The sequence below is a fragment of the Bifidobacterium sp. ESL0827 genome (assembly GCF_052606685.1).
In genome coordinates, this window is record NZ_CP199597.1 from 561,329 (window position 1) to 578,009 (window position 16,681).

At 54.2% G+C, this 16,681-nt stretch carries 11 protein-coding genes; 3 read left to right on the top strand and 8 right to left on the bottom strand.

What is annotated here, in order from left to right; all coding sequences use genetic code 11:
• Positions 1 to 144 precede the first annotated feature (144 nt).
• Positions 145 to 1,221, top strand: coding sequence for a LacI family DNA-binding transcriptional regulator (locus ACUIAI_RS02080; RefSeq protein ID WP_445342793.1), 1,077 nt, complete (start codon positions 145 to 147; stop codon positions 1,219 to 1,221).
• Between the two features lie 55 nt (positions 1,222 to 1,276).
• Positions 1,277 to 4,600, top strand: a complete 3,324-nt coding sequence (locus tag ACUIAI_RS02085; RefSeq protein ID WP_445342483.1) for a glycoside hydrolase family 2 TIM barrel-domain containing protein — start codon at positions 1,277 to 1,279, stop codon at positions 4,598 to 4,600.
• Between the two features lie 19 nt (positions 4,601 to 4,619).
• On the opposite strand, the gene ACUIAI_RS02090 is transcribed toward ACUIAI_RS02085, so the two are convergent.
• Positions 4,620 to 6,161 (bottom strand): xylulokinase, encoded by a 1,542-nt coding sequence (locus tag ACUIAI_RS02090; RefSeq protein ID WP_445342484.1) that lies wholly within the window; start codon positions 6,159 to 6,161, stop codon positions 4,620 to 4,622.
• Positions 6,162 to 6,353: 192 nt separating this feature from the next.
• Here ACUIAI_RS02090 and ACUIAI_RS02095 point away from each other — a divergent pair, with 192 nt between their 5' ends.
• Positions 6,354 to 7,589, top strand: a complete 1,236-nt coding sequence (locus ACUIAI_RS02095; protein ID WP_445342485.1) for an ROK family protein — start codon at positions 6,354 to 6,356, stop codon at positions 7,587 to 7,589.
• A gap of 29 nt (positions 7,590 to 7,618) precedes the next feature.
• Here the strand turns inward: ACUIAI_RS02095 and ACUIAI_RS02100 are convergent, their stop codons facing one another.
• From ACUIAI_RS02100 to ACUIAI_RS02130, 7 genes are all read right to left on the bottom strand, one after another.
• Positions 7,619 to 8,644, bottom strand: a complete 1,026-nt coding sequence (locus ACUIAI_RS02100) for an alpha/beta hydrolase (RefSeq protein WP_254477018.1) — start codon at positions 8,642 to 8,644, stop codon at positions 7,619 to 7,621.
• 279 nt (positions 8,645 to 8,923) lie between these two features.
• Positions 8,924 to 9,298: a hypothetical protein gene (locus tag ACUIAI_RS02105; protein ID WP_211120963.1), complete on the bottom strand. Its 375-nt coding sequence runs from the start codon at positions 9,296 to 9,298 to the stop codon at positions 8,924 to 8,926.
• Between the two features lies 1 nt (position 9,299).
• Positions 9,300 to 12,233: a glycoside hydrolase family 3 C-terminal domain-containing protein gene (locus tag ACUIAI_RS02110; protein WP_445342486.1), complete on the bottom strand. Its 2,934-nt coding sequence runs from the start codon at positions 12,231 to 12,233 to the stop codon at positions 9,300 to 9,302.
• A 107-nt stretch (positions 12,234 to 12,340) separates the two neighbouring features.
• Positions 12,341 to 13,597 carry an ATP-binding protein gene (locus ACUIAI_RS02115; RefSeq protein WP_445342487.1) on the bottom strand — a complete coding sequence of 419 codons (1,257 nt, stop codon included), beginning with the start codon at positions 13,595 to 13,597 and terminating at the stop codon, positions 12,341 to 12,343.
• A gap of 5 nt (positions 13,598 to 13,602) precedes the next feature.
• Complete coding sequence (locus tag ACUIAI_RS02120) at positions 13,603 to 14,307, bottom strand: LytR/AlgR family response regulator transcription factor (protein ID WP_445342488.1); 705 nt, start codon at positions 14,305 to 14,307, stop codon at positions 13,603 to 13,605.
• 248 nt (positions 14,308 to 14,555) lie between these two features.
• Positions 14,556 to 15,098, bottom strand: coding sequence for an NUDIX hydrolase (locus ACUIAI_RS02125; RefSeq protein WP_254477020.1), 543 nt, complete (start codon positions 15,096 to 15,098; stop codon positions 14,556 to 14,558).
• Positions 15,099 to 15,101: 3 nt separating this feature from the next.
• Positions 15,102 to 16,652 carry an aminopeptidase P family protein gene (locus tag ACUIAI_RS02130; RefSeq protein ID WP_445342794.1) on the bottom strand — a complete coding sequence of 517 codons (1,551 nt, stop codon included), beginning with the start codon at positions 16,650 to 16,652 and terminating at the stop codon, positions 15,102 to 15,104.
• Positions 16,653 to 16,681 lie beyond the last annotated feature (29 nt).

Sequence of the window (16,681 nt, forward strand, 5' to 3'; positions counted from 1 at the left end):
CGTGTGGCAGGCAGTCTGTTCTGCTGAGTCGGCCGAGCCGGATCACGGGTGTCGACGAGGATGGTTGATATGAGGTGGCGCATGGACGGCGAGTCCGATGGCGGAGAAACAGAAGCCAGAAAGGGCTCGTCTGTTCATAGGGAAATGGACGATGCCAGGGTCAACCTAAAGGACATAGCCAACGAGCTGGGGATATCCCAGACCGCGGTTTCCTTCGCCATCAATGACAAGCCCGGAGTCTCAGTCCAGACCAAGCGCAGGGTTCGCGAAGCAGCTGCCAGGATGGGATGGAAGCCAGCATATGCTGCCCAGGCTTTGGGCAGTTCAAGGACCATGACTGTCGGTTTCGCTCCCGCCAGGTCCATGGATGCCTTCCAGACTGAAGGATTCATGCTGCACTTCATGGCCGGCATCCACGCCTCCCTGAGCCGGTCGGGCTACGGCCTGCTCTTTCGCCCCTGCGCCACGTTGGATGAGGAACTGGACACCTATCGGGATTGGGCCCGGCGCAAGCGCGTCGATGGGGTGGTGCTGGTGGATCTTCTCTCCGATGATCCCAGGCCCCGGCTCCTGCACAATCTGGGTCTGCCCGCAGTCTTGGCCGGAGGGCCAGACTCGAACAACTACCTGCCCTCACTGTCAATCGACGATTCGCGAACCATGACGACGATCATGGACCATTTGAGCTCGCGTGGGCATGCACGGATTGCCTACTTGTCGGGGGATGAAAACCTTGACTATAGCCGCGCCCGTGTCTCCTCCTTCAAAGAGTTCGTCCGTCGAAGGAACCTGGGGGAGCCGAAAGTGGAGTTCACTGACTTCACACCAGACAAGGCTGCAGCCCTCACTCTTCTTCTGTCATCGGGTAAGAATCCGTATACGGCTTTTATTTACGAGAACGAAATCATGGCTGCGGCAAGTCTGCGAGCGATGCTGGAAAGCAGGATGGCGTCTGTGGCAGGTCAGGAGTCTGACAATAAGATTGCGGCCCCTGTTTCGGTCTATATGAGTCTTCCTGCCATGGTCAGCTTCGAGGACAGTTTCATCTGCCAGAGCACCTATCCCTCCATCACTTCGGTCCACCGTGATGCCGGGCTTTACGGGACCAAGGTGGCCAACCTCCTGCTGAAGATCTTCCGAGGGGAGCAGGTGGGGGGCAACCGTCGCATCCTGACACCTAAGCTGGTCATTCGCGAGAGCACGGCACGTCCGGTTCAATGACGCCTGTGACAGGCGTAGGAAATTGTGTGCCATGGCACCGGTATCATGGTCGCATGTGAGCGTAAACAGTCATACCTGTGAAACGTCTGCTGCCAAGGCCACCGAGGAGGATGGAGTCGTCATGTTCATACCACGTTATTACGAGGATCCAGCCACACTGCATGTGGGGACCGAACCCAACCGTGCCTACTATGTGCCGGCCGGCGCACCCATGGACTTGCGTGGCGACCTGCGAAGGCGCTCCGACCGGTACTTGGATCTGGATGGAGACTGGGACTTCCGCTATTACGCCAGCATCGACCAGCTGGATGCCGAAGTCCAGTCCGCCATCGAGGCTGAGGATCCGGTCTTCTTCGAAGGCGACTACATTCCTTCTGGGGATGCGGGCCGAGGAGTTTACAAGCCCATCCATGTGCCAGGAGTCTGGCAGACCCAGGGCTATGACAACCCCCAGTACACCAACGTGCGTTATCCCTTCCCCTTCGATCCGCCTAGGGTGCCTGCCGACAATCCCTGCGGCATCTACCTGCGCGCCTTCGACTACGAGCCCGATCCCTCGGCTCCTCGTGCCCTGCTTAATTTCGAGGGGGTGGACTCCTGCTTCTACCTCTGGGTCAATGGAGATCTGATTGGTTATAGCCAGGTCTCGCACGCCACCAGCGAGTTCGATGTGACCGACCATCTGCGGCAGGGCCGCAATCAGCTGGCCGTTCTTGTGCTCAAGTGGTGCGATGGCAGCTATCTGGAGGATCAGGACAAGTTCCGCATGAGCGGCATCTTCCGCGATGTCTACATCCTGCGTCGGCCCAAGGTACGTCTGCGCGACTGGTTCGTCCACACCGACCTCGATGAGAACATGGATCATGCCTGTGTGACCGTGGATCTGGATCCGACCGGCGTATCTGGTCATGACGATGCCGCTCTGGACATTCAGGCTTTGCTGAACGATCCCAATGGGGTTGAGGTGGCCCGGGCCGAGCTGACGGGTTGCAAGGAGCATGCGCAATTTGTCCTGAAAGTCAACCATCCTCACCTCTGGAATGCCGAGGACCCTGAACTCTACCGGCTGACGTTATCGACCAGAGCCAGCACATCTGACGCCGGCGATTCAAATGAGCCCATTCCGGGGGAGCACCCCGACGAAGTCATTACCGAGTACATCGGTCTGCGTACCATCAGCGTGGACGGCCAGGTGGTCAAGGTCAATGGCAGCTCCATCAAGATCCACGGGGTCAACCGGCATGACGGAGATCCGCGCACCGGCTTTGCCATCGATCAGAAGCAGATCATGCGCGACCTGACCCTGATGAAAGAGCACAACGTTAACGCCATCCGCACCTCCCATTACCCTAACAGCCCTCAGTATTACGCCCTCTACGACCAGCTGGGCTTCTATCTGATCGCCGAGGCCGACCTGGAAACCCATGGCATCGAGACCCTCTATCACAGTCCGGAATGGAAGGAGCCCGATTACTGGAATGGTCGCATCACCGACGAGCCTCGGTTCACTAAGGCCATCGTCGACCGGGTCCAGCGCAGCGTGGAGCGGGACAAGAACCATCCTTCGATTCTGATCTGGTCCATGGGCAACGAAAGCGGATACGGTTGCGGCATCGAAGCAGCCCTGGCCTGGACCAAATCTCGGGACCCATCCCGTCTGACCCACTACGAGTCGGCCATCCACGGCTCGCCCCGGAAGGATCTGGATTACAGTAATCTGGACATCACCTCGCGAATGTATCCCAGCATCAAGAAAATTGAGGATTACTTCACGCCGGAAGGTCCTCACGGCATCAGCAGCCACGGGGATGACGGAGATGGAGGTCGGAAGCCTTACTTCCTCTGTGAGTACTGCCATGCCATGGGGCTGGGCCCAGGGGATCTGGAAGACTACTTCCGGGTCATTCAGGCACATCCCGGGCTTCTGGGCGGCTGTATCTGGGAGTGGGCAGACCATGCCATCGACCAGGGCAGAGACCGCAAGGGCCATCGGATCTACGCCTACGGGGGAGACCACGGCGAGTACCCCCATGATGCCAACTTCTGCATGGATGGTCTGGTCTATCCCGATCGGCGGCCCCACACCGGCCTCAGGGAGTTCAAAAATGTCTTCCGCCCGGCCCGTCTGGTCGGATACAATTCGCAGACTAAGCTGCTCACCCTGCACAATTACCTGGACTTCACCTTCCTGGATGAATACCTGAGTCTGACGTGGACCCTCCTGTGTGATGGGGAGCCGGTGGCTTCCGGGACGCCGGAGCTGGATCGGGGAACCGGCCTGCACATCGCACCCCATGCTGAGGGCACCGTAGGCCTGCCGCCCATGGATCCGCCCGAGCATGGCCGTCTGACCCTGCTGGTGGAGTACATCCTGGCCAAGACCGATCCCGTGCTTCCACAAGGGCATTCGCTGGGCTTTGACCAGCTTGAAGCTGCGGATATGGGGATGCCTGAACGCCCCAATGGCGTGGCCAGGGTCATCAGTGCCGATCCTGGTAGTGGAGCCCGGGGTGCTCACCGGCCGGTGATTAGGCAGACTGATACCCGCTTCGATGTGGAGGGGTCCGACTGGCGTTACGTCTTCAACCGCCGCACCGGCATGGTGGAATCCATGAGCATCGACAACCGTTCCCTGTTGACTGCCCCTATGGAGGTCAACCTCTGGCGGGCGCCTATCGACAACGATGCCATCATTAAGGAGGAATGGCGTAAAGCCGAGTATGACCGGGCTAGTACCAGGGCCCTGTCCTGTCAGCTGCAGACCGATCAGGACAGGGGATTGACAACCATCAAGGCTGCACTGTCTCTGGTGGCACCCTCCATCCAGCCCATGGGCAGTATCCTTGCCACATGGGCCCTGAGCGACCAGGGTGGGCTGGATCTGAAGATGGAGCTGCATCGGGATCCTGAGTTCCCCTATTTGCCCAGGTTCGGCCTGCGACTCTTCCTGCCCAAGAGCCTGCAGCGGGTCACCTACTGCGGCTATGGGCCCTACGAGAGCTACCGGGACATGCACCGTGCCAGCCACTACGGAGTCTTCCGTGACACTGCGTCAGGCATGGTCGAGCACTACCTGCGTCCCCAGGAGAACGGCTCCCATTATGGCTGCGACTACGTCCTGGTGGAGGATGACTGCTCCCTGCTGCAGGCAGCGGGGGATGGACCCATTAGCTTCAACTGCTCCCCCTACACGCAGGAGGAGCTGACCGCCAAAGGGCACGACTACGAGCTGGAGGAGTGCGGCTCGACCGTGCTCTGCCTGGACTATGCCACAAGCGGCGTAGGCTCCAACAGCTGCGGACCTGAGCTGGATCCAGCTTACCGCTTGAATGAAACCGATCTGGTCTTCGGACTGCATCTGCGAGTCCATTCCAAGTGACCCAGGCTTGCGGGGCCTTTCATCCCCGCCAGCGCAGATACTGCTGGTAGACCTGCTCGCACGGGTCTCCCGTCAGCGTGGTGTCGATGTTCACCGACCAGACGGGGGGCTCCTCTTCTCCAGTCAGAGCCCAGGCTGCCTGGCGGGCCGCACCGATGGCCACATACTCGTCCGGCCGCGGCAGCTGGACATCCATCCCTAGGATTCCTGGGGCATAGGCTCTGACTGCTGGAGACTTGGCGCCGCCGCCGACCAGGAGAATTCTGGAGACCGTGGTGCCAAGCCGTTTCAGCAGTTCCAGACAGTCGCGCTGGGAGCAGAGCAGTCCTTCCACGAATGCTCTGGCCAGGTTGGGGCGCGTGGTGTTGGCCAGGGTCAGCCCCTCCAGTCTGGCGTGGGCATCAGGGCGGTTGGGGGTGCGCTCGCCGTCGAAATAGGGAATCAGAGTGATTCCTTCGGCACCCGGCGTGGACTTCTCCGCCAGCTCAGCAAGACCGTCATAATCCGTGCCCAGGGCGGCCAGACCCGCGTCCAGGATGCGTGATGCGTTGATGGTGCAGGCCAGGGGCAGCCAGTGGCCGGTCGCATCCGCAAATCCTGTCACCGAGGCGCTCATATCATATGCTGGAACCGGGCTGACCGCTGCAGCGACACCAGAGGTTCCCAGGGAGATGGAGACGTCGCCCACCTGCATGGCCAGTCCTAGTGCCGTCATAGCGTTGTCGCCGCCACCCGGTGCGATGATGCAGCCGCCGGGTACATCCCTGCCGGCGATGCGGGGGTCGGCCTTGGCTCCGACCTGGTGGGGGCCAAGAACCTTAGGTAGGATCACCCGTTCGGCCATGTCTTCAGGCAGGGCCATGTCCAGAAGGTCACGCCGGTAGCGGTCGGCGGCGGGGTCGTAGTAGCCGGTGCCGGAAGCATCTGAGCGATCGGTGAAGAGATCCTCCAGCCCGGGTTCGGTCCCCGGGTTGGCTGCTGGGCCATGACCGGCGATGGCCCAGCTTAGCCAGTCGTGGGGGAGACATATGGCCGCGATGGCCCTGGCATTATCGGGCTCAACCCGGCTGACCCAGGCCACCTTGGTTATGGTCAGCGAGGCTACGGGGGAAGAGCCTACAGCCCGCACCCAGGCTTGTTTGCCGCGCATGGCCAGGTCCCGGTCCGAGTCCGGGTTCTTGCTTGCACCGTCATTTTCCGCCTGAGCGCTTCCAGCCTCTCCGGTCTTTGACTTGGCTAGCCGGATGATGAGCTCATCGGCATCAGGAGCCGAACGGGTGTCGTTCCAGAGCAGGGCATCTCTGATCACTTGCCCTTGACGGTCCAGCAATACCATGCCGTGCTGCTGGCCACCAACGCTGATGGCTGAAACGTCGTTCAGACCTCCCGCCTGTGCTGAAGCTTCTTGAAAGGCCTTCCACCAGGCCATGGGATCAACGCTGGTGCCTGCCGGGTGAGGAGCTTTGCCAAAACGGACCAGCCGACCGGTCCGGGCCTCGGTGACCCTTACCTTGCAGGACTGGGTCGATGTGTCCACTCCCGCCACCAGGATCTCATTCATGTCAGCCTCCTTGCTTTCTGGGCTCCGGTCATTGGAGTACTCCACCATAGTATCTCAATTATTAAATCGATAAACTAAATGACCTTGGTCCGGGCCCTCCAATTGCTGACCTGCCGTCCGATTCGAACGTAAGATGTTGAAGAGGCCCAGGATTCAGCGGGCCTATGTTCGTTCATGAAAGGTTGTTGAACCGTGACTGCCCTGCGCTCTATCAATCAGGATGATTTGAGGAACCACAACCTCTCGGTCATCATCGACACCATTCTGCGGTCGCCTACCTCGCTCAGCAGGGCGGATCTGGCCAAGGCCACCGGGCTGACCAAGGCCACCATGTCGCTCCTGGCAAACATACTGCTCAATAATCATGTTGTTCGTGAAGGTGAACCTGATATTTCTCAGGCGACCCATGGACGGCCAAGCACACCGCTTTCGGTGGCTCATGGCAGATGGGCTGGTTTAGGTCTGCAGATCAACACTGACGGTTTCGGGTGCATGGCTTTGGATCTGGATGGCAGGGTTATCGATGCCAAATGGATTCATAACGATATGCGAAGAACTAATCCTAAGGATATTTTCGATGAACTCGATGATTTGTCTAGACCTATTGAGAAGACTCTGAATCATAAGCACTATCGCCTGGTGGGTTCTGGTCTGGCTTTGCCAGGGTTGGTAACCGATGATAATACCTTGCTCATGGCGAGGAATCTCGGATGGGAACGCTTGGATCTGACTCAGTTTTCTGTGGTCAGACGATTAAAACCAAGAGCGGGCAACGAGGCAAGACTTGCCGCATTATCGCAGATTCCAGGACAGGCAACGCAAAGATTGACAAGTTCGCATGAGTGCACACTTGCCCCTACAGATTCATTTATCTATTTATCCACGGATATCGGCATTGGAGGTGCGGTGGTCCGTCGTGGCTCTGTAGAGACGGGAGATCACGGTTTCGCCGGCGAGCTTGGCCATGTTTCTGTGGATTTAAATGGTCCTACTTGTCGTTGTGGGCGTAGAGGATGCCTAGAAACCTATGCAGGGCGGCGAGCTCTCGTTGAGGCAGCTTGCATAGCTTCCGGGGATGATGCCGTGAAGTCTGAATCGATGGATGAACTTTACAAGCGTTGGCAGCAGGGCGATGCCAACGCAGTTGATGCCATAGATCGTGGATTGGATGCCATGATCTCTGTAATTGTTACCGTAATTAACATAGTTGATGTCGATACCGTGATTCTAGGAGGGTTCTGGTCTAATTTTGGCTCTGAATTGTCTGATCGTCTTGAGCGACGTTTGAATGAGCTTTCTCTTGGACGGGATGCGGTCAATATTCGTGTGTTGATGCCCTTGGCGGCTGATTATCCGGCTCTGAGGGGAGCGGCCCAGGTGGGCTTGCGCAGGTTCATTGACAATCCATTGGACTTTTTGTCGGCATGACCGATCTGTATATGTCTCTCTTAATCGGTTTAATTGTGAAAAATACACTGTAAAAAATTGTATAGGGCCAAATGCCAATTGCCAGAGGAATGGTATCGCATAGGAAATACATCGAATCGGGTATTTTTGCCTGGCTCCAGTCTGTTGTCAACCTTGAGCAGGTTACGGTAGTCATTAAGTTGTCCTGCCAAAGCGAAATCAAAACTACCGCTTGATGCATATAGGTAATGGATTGGATATGTGCTAAACGGGTAAGCACAGGCAGTTGTTTTGAACTCATGTGCACTGGTTCGGCTGCCGCTAAATGTGCCGAACCAGGAATAATAATCTAGATTTTGCTCTATTGCTGAATGGTAGGTGGTGACTGCTCCTCGCGACAGGCCAGCGAACGCTCGGTGATTACGGCTTGCTCGGAATCCTTGGTCATCGATTTTTTTTGCATAAGTGGAATAGCGGGACTCGACCGCAGGCATAAGATCTCTGCGGAGCTCTTTTGCGAAAGAATACGTCAAGGTATCCAGATGGTCTTTTGCATCATTTTGAACATAAAAAGAAGGGGTAACGATAATCATTGGCTTGATGATTCGATGATCGATCAATTGATCAACCATGTGAACATTTTCGGGATGCTTCTTAAGCCAGTAACTAGCGCTATCTCCTGTTCCATGCATGAGATAAAGGATGTCGTAGCTCTTGTGCCGATCGTATTTGAAAGGAAGGTAAACGTAGGCTGTTTTCTGAACTTCGCGTCCGTCGCTGCTGTAGGCATGGGTTCGATACCTAAGGGGCCGGACAGTGCCAGGGTGATTGGACGTTGATTCGAACTCACTTGGGACCGACCATATACTTGGCCCGGCTTGAGTTTTGTCCCTGGCTAGGGTCATGCATGTCTGCCATAAGGTGGCCGCTGTTACACAAAGCACAATCAATACAGCCAGGATTTTCCGGCAGGCAACCAAATCAATCTTGGTATGGCCTTTTGCCATAGCTAAACTGCCCATACAAGCTGCTAGAAATGCAATACCTGCGATAACGAAGAAAGCTATGTTGTCCATAGCCGTTCCCCGATTGTTCATAAAATCTCCAAGTGCAAGGTTTATGCCAACCACCAGGATCAGTATTGGTGAACAATGTGTCATTACGGTCAGAACGCATAGGAGTATGGAGCACAGGTCGACGAATGCGATTGTCAATACAGGCAATAACGATCCGTATGTTACATATCTCAGAACATCGAGTACCGAGATTATTGTAATTGCGCCTGTCCCAACAACATTGATGCAGTCTACCGGAGTGTTCAAAAGGGAACGGATATGAACGAACATAGCCAGGTTTCACTTGTTTCTGTATGGGTAAATAACCGTGGTAGCACCAGCTAGGATCAGAGTCACCACAATGAGCACGGCTGATACAATCCAGGAGGTGCTGAGTCCCTCCATGTTCATCTTTGAGAAGATCGCATAAAGTTCATCAGCTCCTGACTTGGTAAATAATAATCCGGCTGCAAGTAGACTTAAGAAGGGGATATACTCCACAAACTTCCAGCCCGGGTTGAACAGTAAGAGTATTTCAAGCAGTGCCCCGAGTATAAGGAACAGCATTATCGCAATAACGTGGCCTTGGGCCTTGGAGGTTATATAGACCAGTGATGTGATAAGAGCGATTGCTGCTGTTGCTATGCAAACAAAATTGGTTATCGCCTTATTCATTTCAATTGTCGCTTTCAATAGTGATATGAGCGGAATTTCTGCTCTTTCGAATCAGGGTTATGAAGAGTGCAAGATCGATCACGCATAGCAACCCAACTACCGTATAAGCCAATTTCAGCCATGGCGGAGTCACTTTTACCACCCTTGAAGCTGTGGACAGACCATTGACGCCATTGCTGTTGACAAAGGTGTAAAGAATGATATGTCCGGACTGGCGCAAATTGGACAGCATTTTCTTATCGTGTGCTGCTTGCTTGACAATCTGGTCGTGGAAGGTGGATGCTGAGGTCGCCCACATGGTGTTGCCTGCTTCCAACCCGGCGCCGGCATTCTGCAGGATTGGGTTAATAGCCATATCAGTATCTACAATCGCCATAGATCCCCATTCACCCCTGACCAGGTTTTTGATCAGCTTTTGGTGCGCTCCGGTCCATATGCATCCAATGCGGTTAAACGAGCCCATTGTGGCTTTAACGTGGCCATCAGTGAAAGGTCGTTCAAAAGCTTTGAGGTAGATCTCTCTGATGGTTTGCTCATCGGCAAATGTGCATACGCCTTGTCGGTTGGTTTCCTGATCATTCATGGCGAAGTGCTTGGCAAAGGCCACAACACCGTGTTTTTGCAATCCCGTGACTGCTTCATAGGCAAATTCGCCTGACAAGTAGCCATCCTCTGAGTAATACTCGAAGTTGCGCCCAGAATACGGTGTGCGATGGATATTCATCGCAGGAGCATAAGCACCTGCTGTGTCCGTTCTTATCCAATCCTCTGCCTTTGCTTCGTTTTCCTGATGTATCAGAGAACGGTTAAATGTAGAAGCATCAGTAACCTCACCACAATATCCAGTTGCCTTGCTTCCATCCTCTACATATGGTCTGACGTTGTTGCCTTGAGGCCCGTCTTTCATGAATTGAGCAGGGAATGAAATTGATGGAATTGCGACCTGTCCAGAACGTGTTACCAAAGTCACCAAATCATCCACGCTCATTTGATCAAGTAGTTTTTCCCATCTTGGATCATTGAACCGAGCCTTATGCATTTGAGCGAAGGTTAAGCCATTTTTGGCCTTAGTGGTGATCGATGATGTATCCTTGTCTCCGGCTTGATATCCGCCAGCGGCATCTATATCATGAATCATCGCATCGGTGGCTTTGAGCTTGTTGTATGGTTTCGGGAATGTTGTCCAATCGCTGCGTGTCAGATACCCTGTTCGCTTTCCATAATGCTCCAGCCCGGCTGATTGGAATATGTTGCCGATGACTTTGCCTGAGTAGGCTTTGTCCAACTTGATAGGCTTTTCGTTGTGCCACAGATGTACGCATCCTGGATCACCATGCTCATCCATTCTTGCGGGATTCGCTCCACGGCTAGCAAGGATGTTGTTCAGTGCTTGGTGGGCATTGTTGCCAATAGCAAAGTAGAAATCACCCTGATCAAGAACATATGTTTTCAAAGTATGCGCATCGTAGGAGGAATAATCGCGTGCTCTCACTTTGATAGTGACCAAAGTACTTTGCCCAGGTTGAAGAACCGGTGTCTTGTCAAAGCCAACAAGTTGAATTGCCGATTTTTCGATGCCCCCACGTTGATACGGCTGCTGTGCATACAGTTGTACGACGTCCTTGCCGGAAACATTGCCTGTGTTGGTCACTTTGACTTCGAAAGTCGCTCCCCGCTCGTCTGCAGAAGAGGAAACAAGTTGTTGCTGGAAAGGATGACCTTCACTATTGCCATAACTGAGACCATATCCGAACGGGAACACTACTTCACGATCGTAATTCCAAGTTTTGTCTGCAAAGGCGCCAGAGGACGAATTGGCCTTTGTCCCTTCCGGGTCGAGGACACTGTCAGCATATCGGGTTTCATAATAACGATATCCTGTATAAATTCCTTCGCGATAAACCAGATATTTGTCGCCTTTGTTGGCAGGACCAATACGTTTGTTGATAGCTTGGCCGTTGGTGAAGGTGAAGTCTCCGAAATTTTGCATGGCAGGTGCCGAGAACGAATTTGACGCATAGGTGTCAACCAGGCGGCCTGAAGGATTAACTGTGCCATCCAATATCCTGGCTATTGCTCTGGCTCCGCTTTGTCCGAGTCCGCCTGCCCACAAGGATGCATTGATGCCGTATTGGTTTTGATCCATCCAACTGAGTTCCATGGCATTGGATGTGTTGATAAGCGCGATGACTTTCCCGAATTTTCCGCTGTCATGGATTTCCTTGAGCACTTGCTTTTCACTGTCCTGAAGGGCAAGGTATCGGTTTCCGTCGCCGAATTTACCAGTTGGCATGTCAGAGCCTTCACCGCCTACGCGTGAGAACACTACGATGGCTGCGTCTGCGAAGGTATCGTATGATTGGCGAACGGCTGCTGTGTATTCGCTGACGGGTGGTTCGGCTATATGCACATCCTTGGGTAGTGTGCCCATGTATGTTCCATTGGAACGAATATAACCAGGCTTACCCTTGTAGGATTGATAAAAGTTCCACATAGTTTTGTTGACTTTGAACCCTTCTGCGGTCAAAGCCTTGTTGAGGTCGACGGCTCTGTCGGGATCTATGCCTCCAGCTCCAGTACCACCCAGGACCAAATCGGTGGATGATCTGCCAAACAGAGTAACCTTCGAGCCCTTTGCCAGTGGTAGCGTGTTCGCATCATTTTTCAGTAACACGATGCCTTCACCGGCAACCGTCTGTACAAGCGAGTCTGCTTTGGTCTTCCATTTGGAGAGGGGCATTCCATTGCCCCTGGCTTCGTAAATTTTATTGGCTTTTTCTGTATCCTTTATTGTGAAAGGGCTCCCACCAAGTACGGTGGTCACATAAGAGCTGTATGTCCTGGCACCAGATACTGCTCCTAAAGAAAGGGCAAGTACAATGCTCGTTGCCGCCGTGGCAACACGCACAGCTCGTTCGGCGCTGTGTTTGCTCATTTCGGTATTCTCCTCACGGTTCCACTAGGCTGAACCACGGCCAGACTATGACATACATAATCTGAGGAAAATCATTTGGCAAATATCGGCCGCTTTCGGGCAAGGAATCATAGAAGGAGGCTGGCAACGAAAAGATCGCCCTCCATGCCCAAATGCAAAGTGCCCTTGTATTTGTTCGTAGTGTATGCAACGCTTCTCAGGCCAAATCCGTGGTTTTTCCTGTCGTCCTTTGTGCTGACAGGCAGGCCATTGCTCATGATTGGCTTGCTTCGACAGTAGTTTTCCACTCGAACTCCTATTAAGCCATCGATGGTGCGAATTTTAAGACCTATGTATCTTTGAGTATGATCACTTACTTTACGTTCGTATTCAATCGCATTATCAAGAAGGTTGCCGAATATTGACGCTATATCACCAGGATCGAGCCGAGAAAGGGAATCAGGCTGAACCATGATAGAAAAGACAATTTCATCCTGTCTGCATAGCATTTCCTTTTGGCTCAGAATCAGGTCCAATTCCTTGTTGCCGGTATGGGGACTGTTGTCGTAACTGTCAAGAATCGAACTAATTTCAGACAGGTCATCCTTATCTTCTCCCAATCCTTCCTGTATGCGCAAGAGTTGATGTTTGAGATCGTGTGCCTTCATATTGATTAGATCAATATTCTGCTTGGTCAGTTCATATTGTTTGGCTTCCTGCCTCATAAGGCGTTCCAGTGCAATTCGCTCTCCGCTTGCAGTTTTCAGGGCGACAAAACCGTATTGCACGCAGAGACCTGCTACGCAGCACAGCATCAAGGGCAGATGAGATACACAATAGTTTCCGATTCCAGTGATTTGATATTGATATTGCATGAGATACACAAACACGGCTGTGATCAAGGCGAAGGAATAGACGTATGTATCGTTAATTTCGGCTGTAGGGTGCGGCCCAGAGCGTTTTGCTATGACTAGATAGGTCAGACCGTATGTCAAACAGGTACAAGTGATTGAGAGAGCCAGGCTCCCAACAGCGTTGAAATGCTGGGCAAAAGGCTGATACAGTGCTTGTTCGAGGTTATACGACAGATTTTGCACCAGTTGCGCACTAACACAACAGAACAAAATATCCTTGAAGCTTTGGAGAAGACAAGCCCACCATAAAATTAGAGACAAAAGAAATACCGTCAGCGAGAAAAGACCTGACCAGTGGTTGTTTATCCAGTTGGGGACGACGACCATCAATGGAAGAACGACGATCAGCCCGATAATCAATCGGCTGTAAAAATGCGTGCGTTTGCTCAAGCGATAAGTGAAGAGCGTTTCAGCTAGGAGGATTTGTGGAATATATCCGTGAGCAACGGTGATGGCCAGATAAGAATTCAAGTATTCTACGCCTTTCCAGCCAAATAAACAGCTAATTGCTGACGAAACTCTTGCTTATGGGAATGTGCAACGGGCAGGCAAGTCCCATCCAAACCAACAGTGTCATTATCAACGCGGGTGATGTAAGCCATGTTTACCAGAATCGATTTTCTGATATTCACGAATCCTTGGACAAGCAAACGTTCATTCACATCTGACATGCGACCGCGCATTCTGTATTCACCTTGTGAAGTATGAAAAATAAGGTAATGCTTTTGGCTTTCGACATAGAAAATATCTCGAATGGAAAGTCGTCGAAAATCATCCCCCGGCTGGTTTATTACGATGCTTTCATCCGGATGAATGGATCGCATGGCTTTGTTCATCTTGATTTCAAACAAGTTGTAATGCAACGGCTTAACAATGAAGTCGAAGGCTGAAACCTCGTATCCGTGTAAGGCAAATTGTGGCTGGGTTGTAATGAAGATAAGACAGAGATCCTGATCTTTCTGACGCATTTTCGCAGCCGTCTCCAAACCGTTGGCTCCAGGCATGACGATATCCATGAAAACAAGCTGATACTGTCCAGCAAATTCATCGAGAAAGCTGAGTCCATCAGAATAAAAGTCGTACGAAAGGGCTAGATGCTGAGTACTGGCATAACGACGCAAATAGTTTTTCATACGTGTTGCAAAATTTTGATCATCTTCTACTACAGCGACGCGAAACATGTTTTTATGATACGTGATTAGCGGCGCTGGAAGTTTGGCGAAGAGTGTAGAAGGCATGCTTAGTGCAGGCTTTCGCCAGAATGCAATGCAGGAAAGGTGATTAGAGTCTTCTCTAACGACTAAGGGACAACCCCTAGTAATAATGCAAAGTAGGAGCGGGCCACTCAATTGGAAAAAGTGGTTGCTAATTTCTAACTACGAGCCGGTTCAGCAGTTGTCTGAAAGGTCACTCAGCCATTAAATGTGGGTTAGCGCTTTTCTGATAATGCAGGCAACTCCCTGCCGCCGACCTTGAAGAGGGCGTGGGCATCTCCGCCTTGCAGGCGTTTCAGATAGGTTCGAGCTCGGGCCATGCGTTCCACAGTGGTTTGGGCCAGCGGGGCTGGGGGTCGACCGGGGTCGAACCAGCCGACTGACAGGCTCTCCTCGTCACCCACATAAGGGTCGGCATTACCGCTGGGGTCGGGCCAACAGATGAACAGATGATCCATGTACATGGTCTTATCCCCGTTGGCATAGGTGACCACCTCCCGGGAGGATGTGACCGCAGCCAGGTCGGTGACGATCACATCCACCCCGGTTTCCTCCTTGACTTCGCGGACCACGGTGTCGGCCGGATCCTCGCCAGGTTCGTTGATTCCGTAGACTAGAGCCCACTGGCTGGTGTCGGAGCGCCGGCCCAGCAGGACCCGGCCCTGGTCGTCGGTGACGAAAGCCGTCACACCATTCAGCCAGAGCAGGTCATGGCCTATGGACCGGCGCAGTCTGAGTATGAAGTCAGGAGTGGGCATATGTCAGTCCCGGTCCGGGTCGGCCAGCGCTGCCCGCTGCGCCATCCAGGCCTCCACCTCTTCCACGGTCTTGGGGATGCCCGCAGACAGCCACTGGGGCCCCTGTTCGGTCATGAGCACGTCGTCCTCTACGCGCACGCCGATGCCGCGGAACTCCGGAGGCACCAGCAGGTCGTTCTCCTTGAAGTACAGTCCGGGCTCGATGGTGAAGATCATCCCAGGGGCGATGGGGGCACCCTGGTAGGACTCGTACCTGGCCTCCGCGCAGTCGTGCACGTCCAGGCCCAGGTGGTGGGCGCATCCGCAAGCGTGCCAGCGGCGGTGCTGCTGGCCCTGGGGGGAGAGGGACTCCTCCACGCTGACCTTGAGGATGCCCCACTCGTGCAGGGTTTCAGCCAGCACACGCATGACGGCATGATGGATGTCCGAGTAGGTGGCACCTGGCTTGGCGGCTTCGAAACCGGCCTGCTGGGCCTTGAGCACGGTCTGGTATATCCGCTTCTGCAGGGGGCTGAAAGTGCCGCTTACAGGGAAGGTGCGGGTGATGTCGGCCGTGTAGAGGCTGTTTACCTCCACGCCAGCGTCGATCAGGAGCAGGTCGCCCTTCTGGACTGTCCCGTCATTGCGCATCCAGTGCAGGATGGGGGCATGCTTCCCAGAGGCGATGATGGATCCGTAGCCCACGTCGTTGCCCTTCTCACGGGCGTTGGCGTTGAAGACGCCCTCCAGCATCCGCTCGGAACGAGGCTTGCCTATCACCTGGGGCAGATGGGTCAGAATCCGATCGAACCCGTCCTTGGTGGCGGCGATGGCCTTGCGCAGCTCGTTCACCTCGTAGTCGTCCTTGATCATGCGGGCCTCGGAGGTGAACTCTTCGAGCTTGTCGTCGGCTTCCTCATTGCGGTCCGGACCCCCGATGCCGTTGGCCTTGCGGGCGGCCTCCACCTGGTTCAAGATCTCCTGGTCGGCTGTGCGGATCACACGCAGTTTGACCGCTCCCTGGTCCGGTCCCAGATCCTTGGCGATGGCATCAGGGAAGGAGGCGATGTCCTTGGTGGGGATGCCGGTCATGATGGCCAGCTCCCGCAGTCCGGCTCGGGGACCAACCCAGTATTCCCCGTATTGGGCGGACCGGTAGTAGTCGCGGGTGGACTGATCGGCCCGGGGATGGACGAAGAGCTCAGGGGTATGGGTCAGGCCCTTGGCAGCCTCAGGACTGTCGGGGTCCACCGGGTCCAGGACTAGGATGGCTCCGGGTTCGTAGTCTTCGCCCAGACCCGTGTAGTAGGCGAAGGTGGTGTCTGGGCGGAAGGCGTAGTCGTTGTCGTTGTTTCGGGTCTTGTAGGATCCGGCGGGGATGACCAGCCGTTCGCCGGGGAAACGCCGGCCTAGTTCCCGCAGGCGACGCTCGGTGTATTTGCTGGACTCCAGCGGCTCGATCTGCGGCTCCTGGGCCTGCCAGCCGGTTGTCATGAACTTCTGGAAGGCGGGGGAATTGGGGCGCAGGGTGCGGTTGTTCACCCGATCCTCCATGTTCTGCTCATCCAGGTCCACATTCTTCGGATCGATGTCTCCTTGTAGAT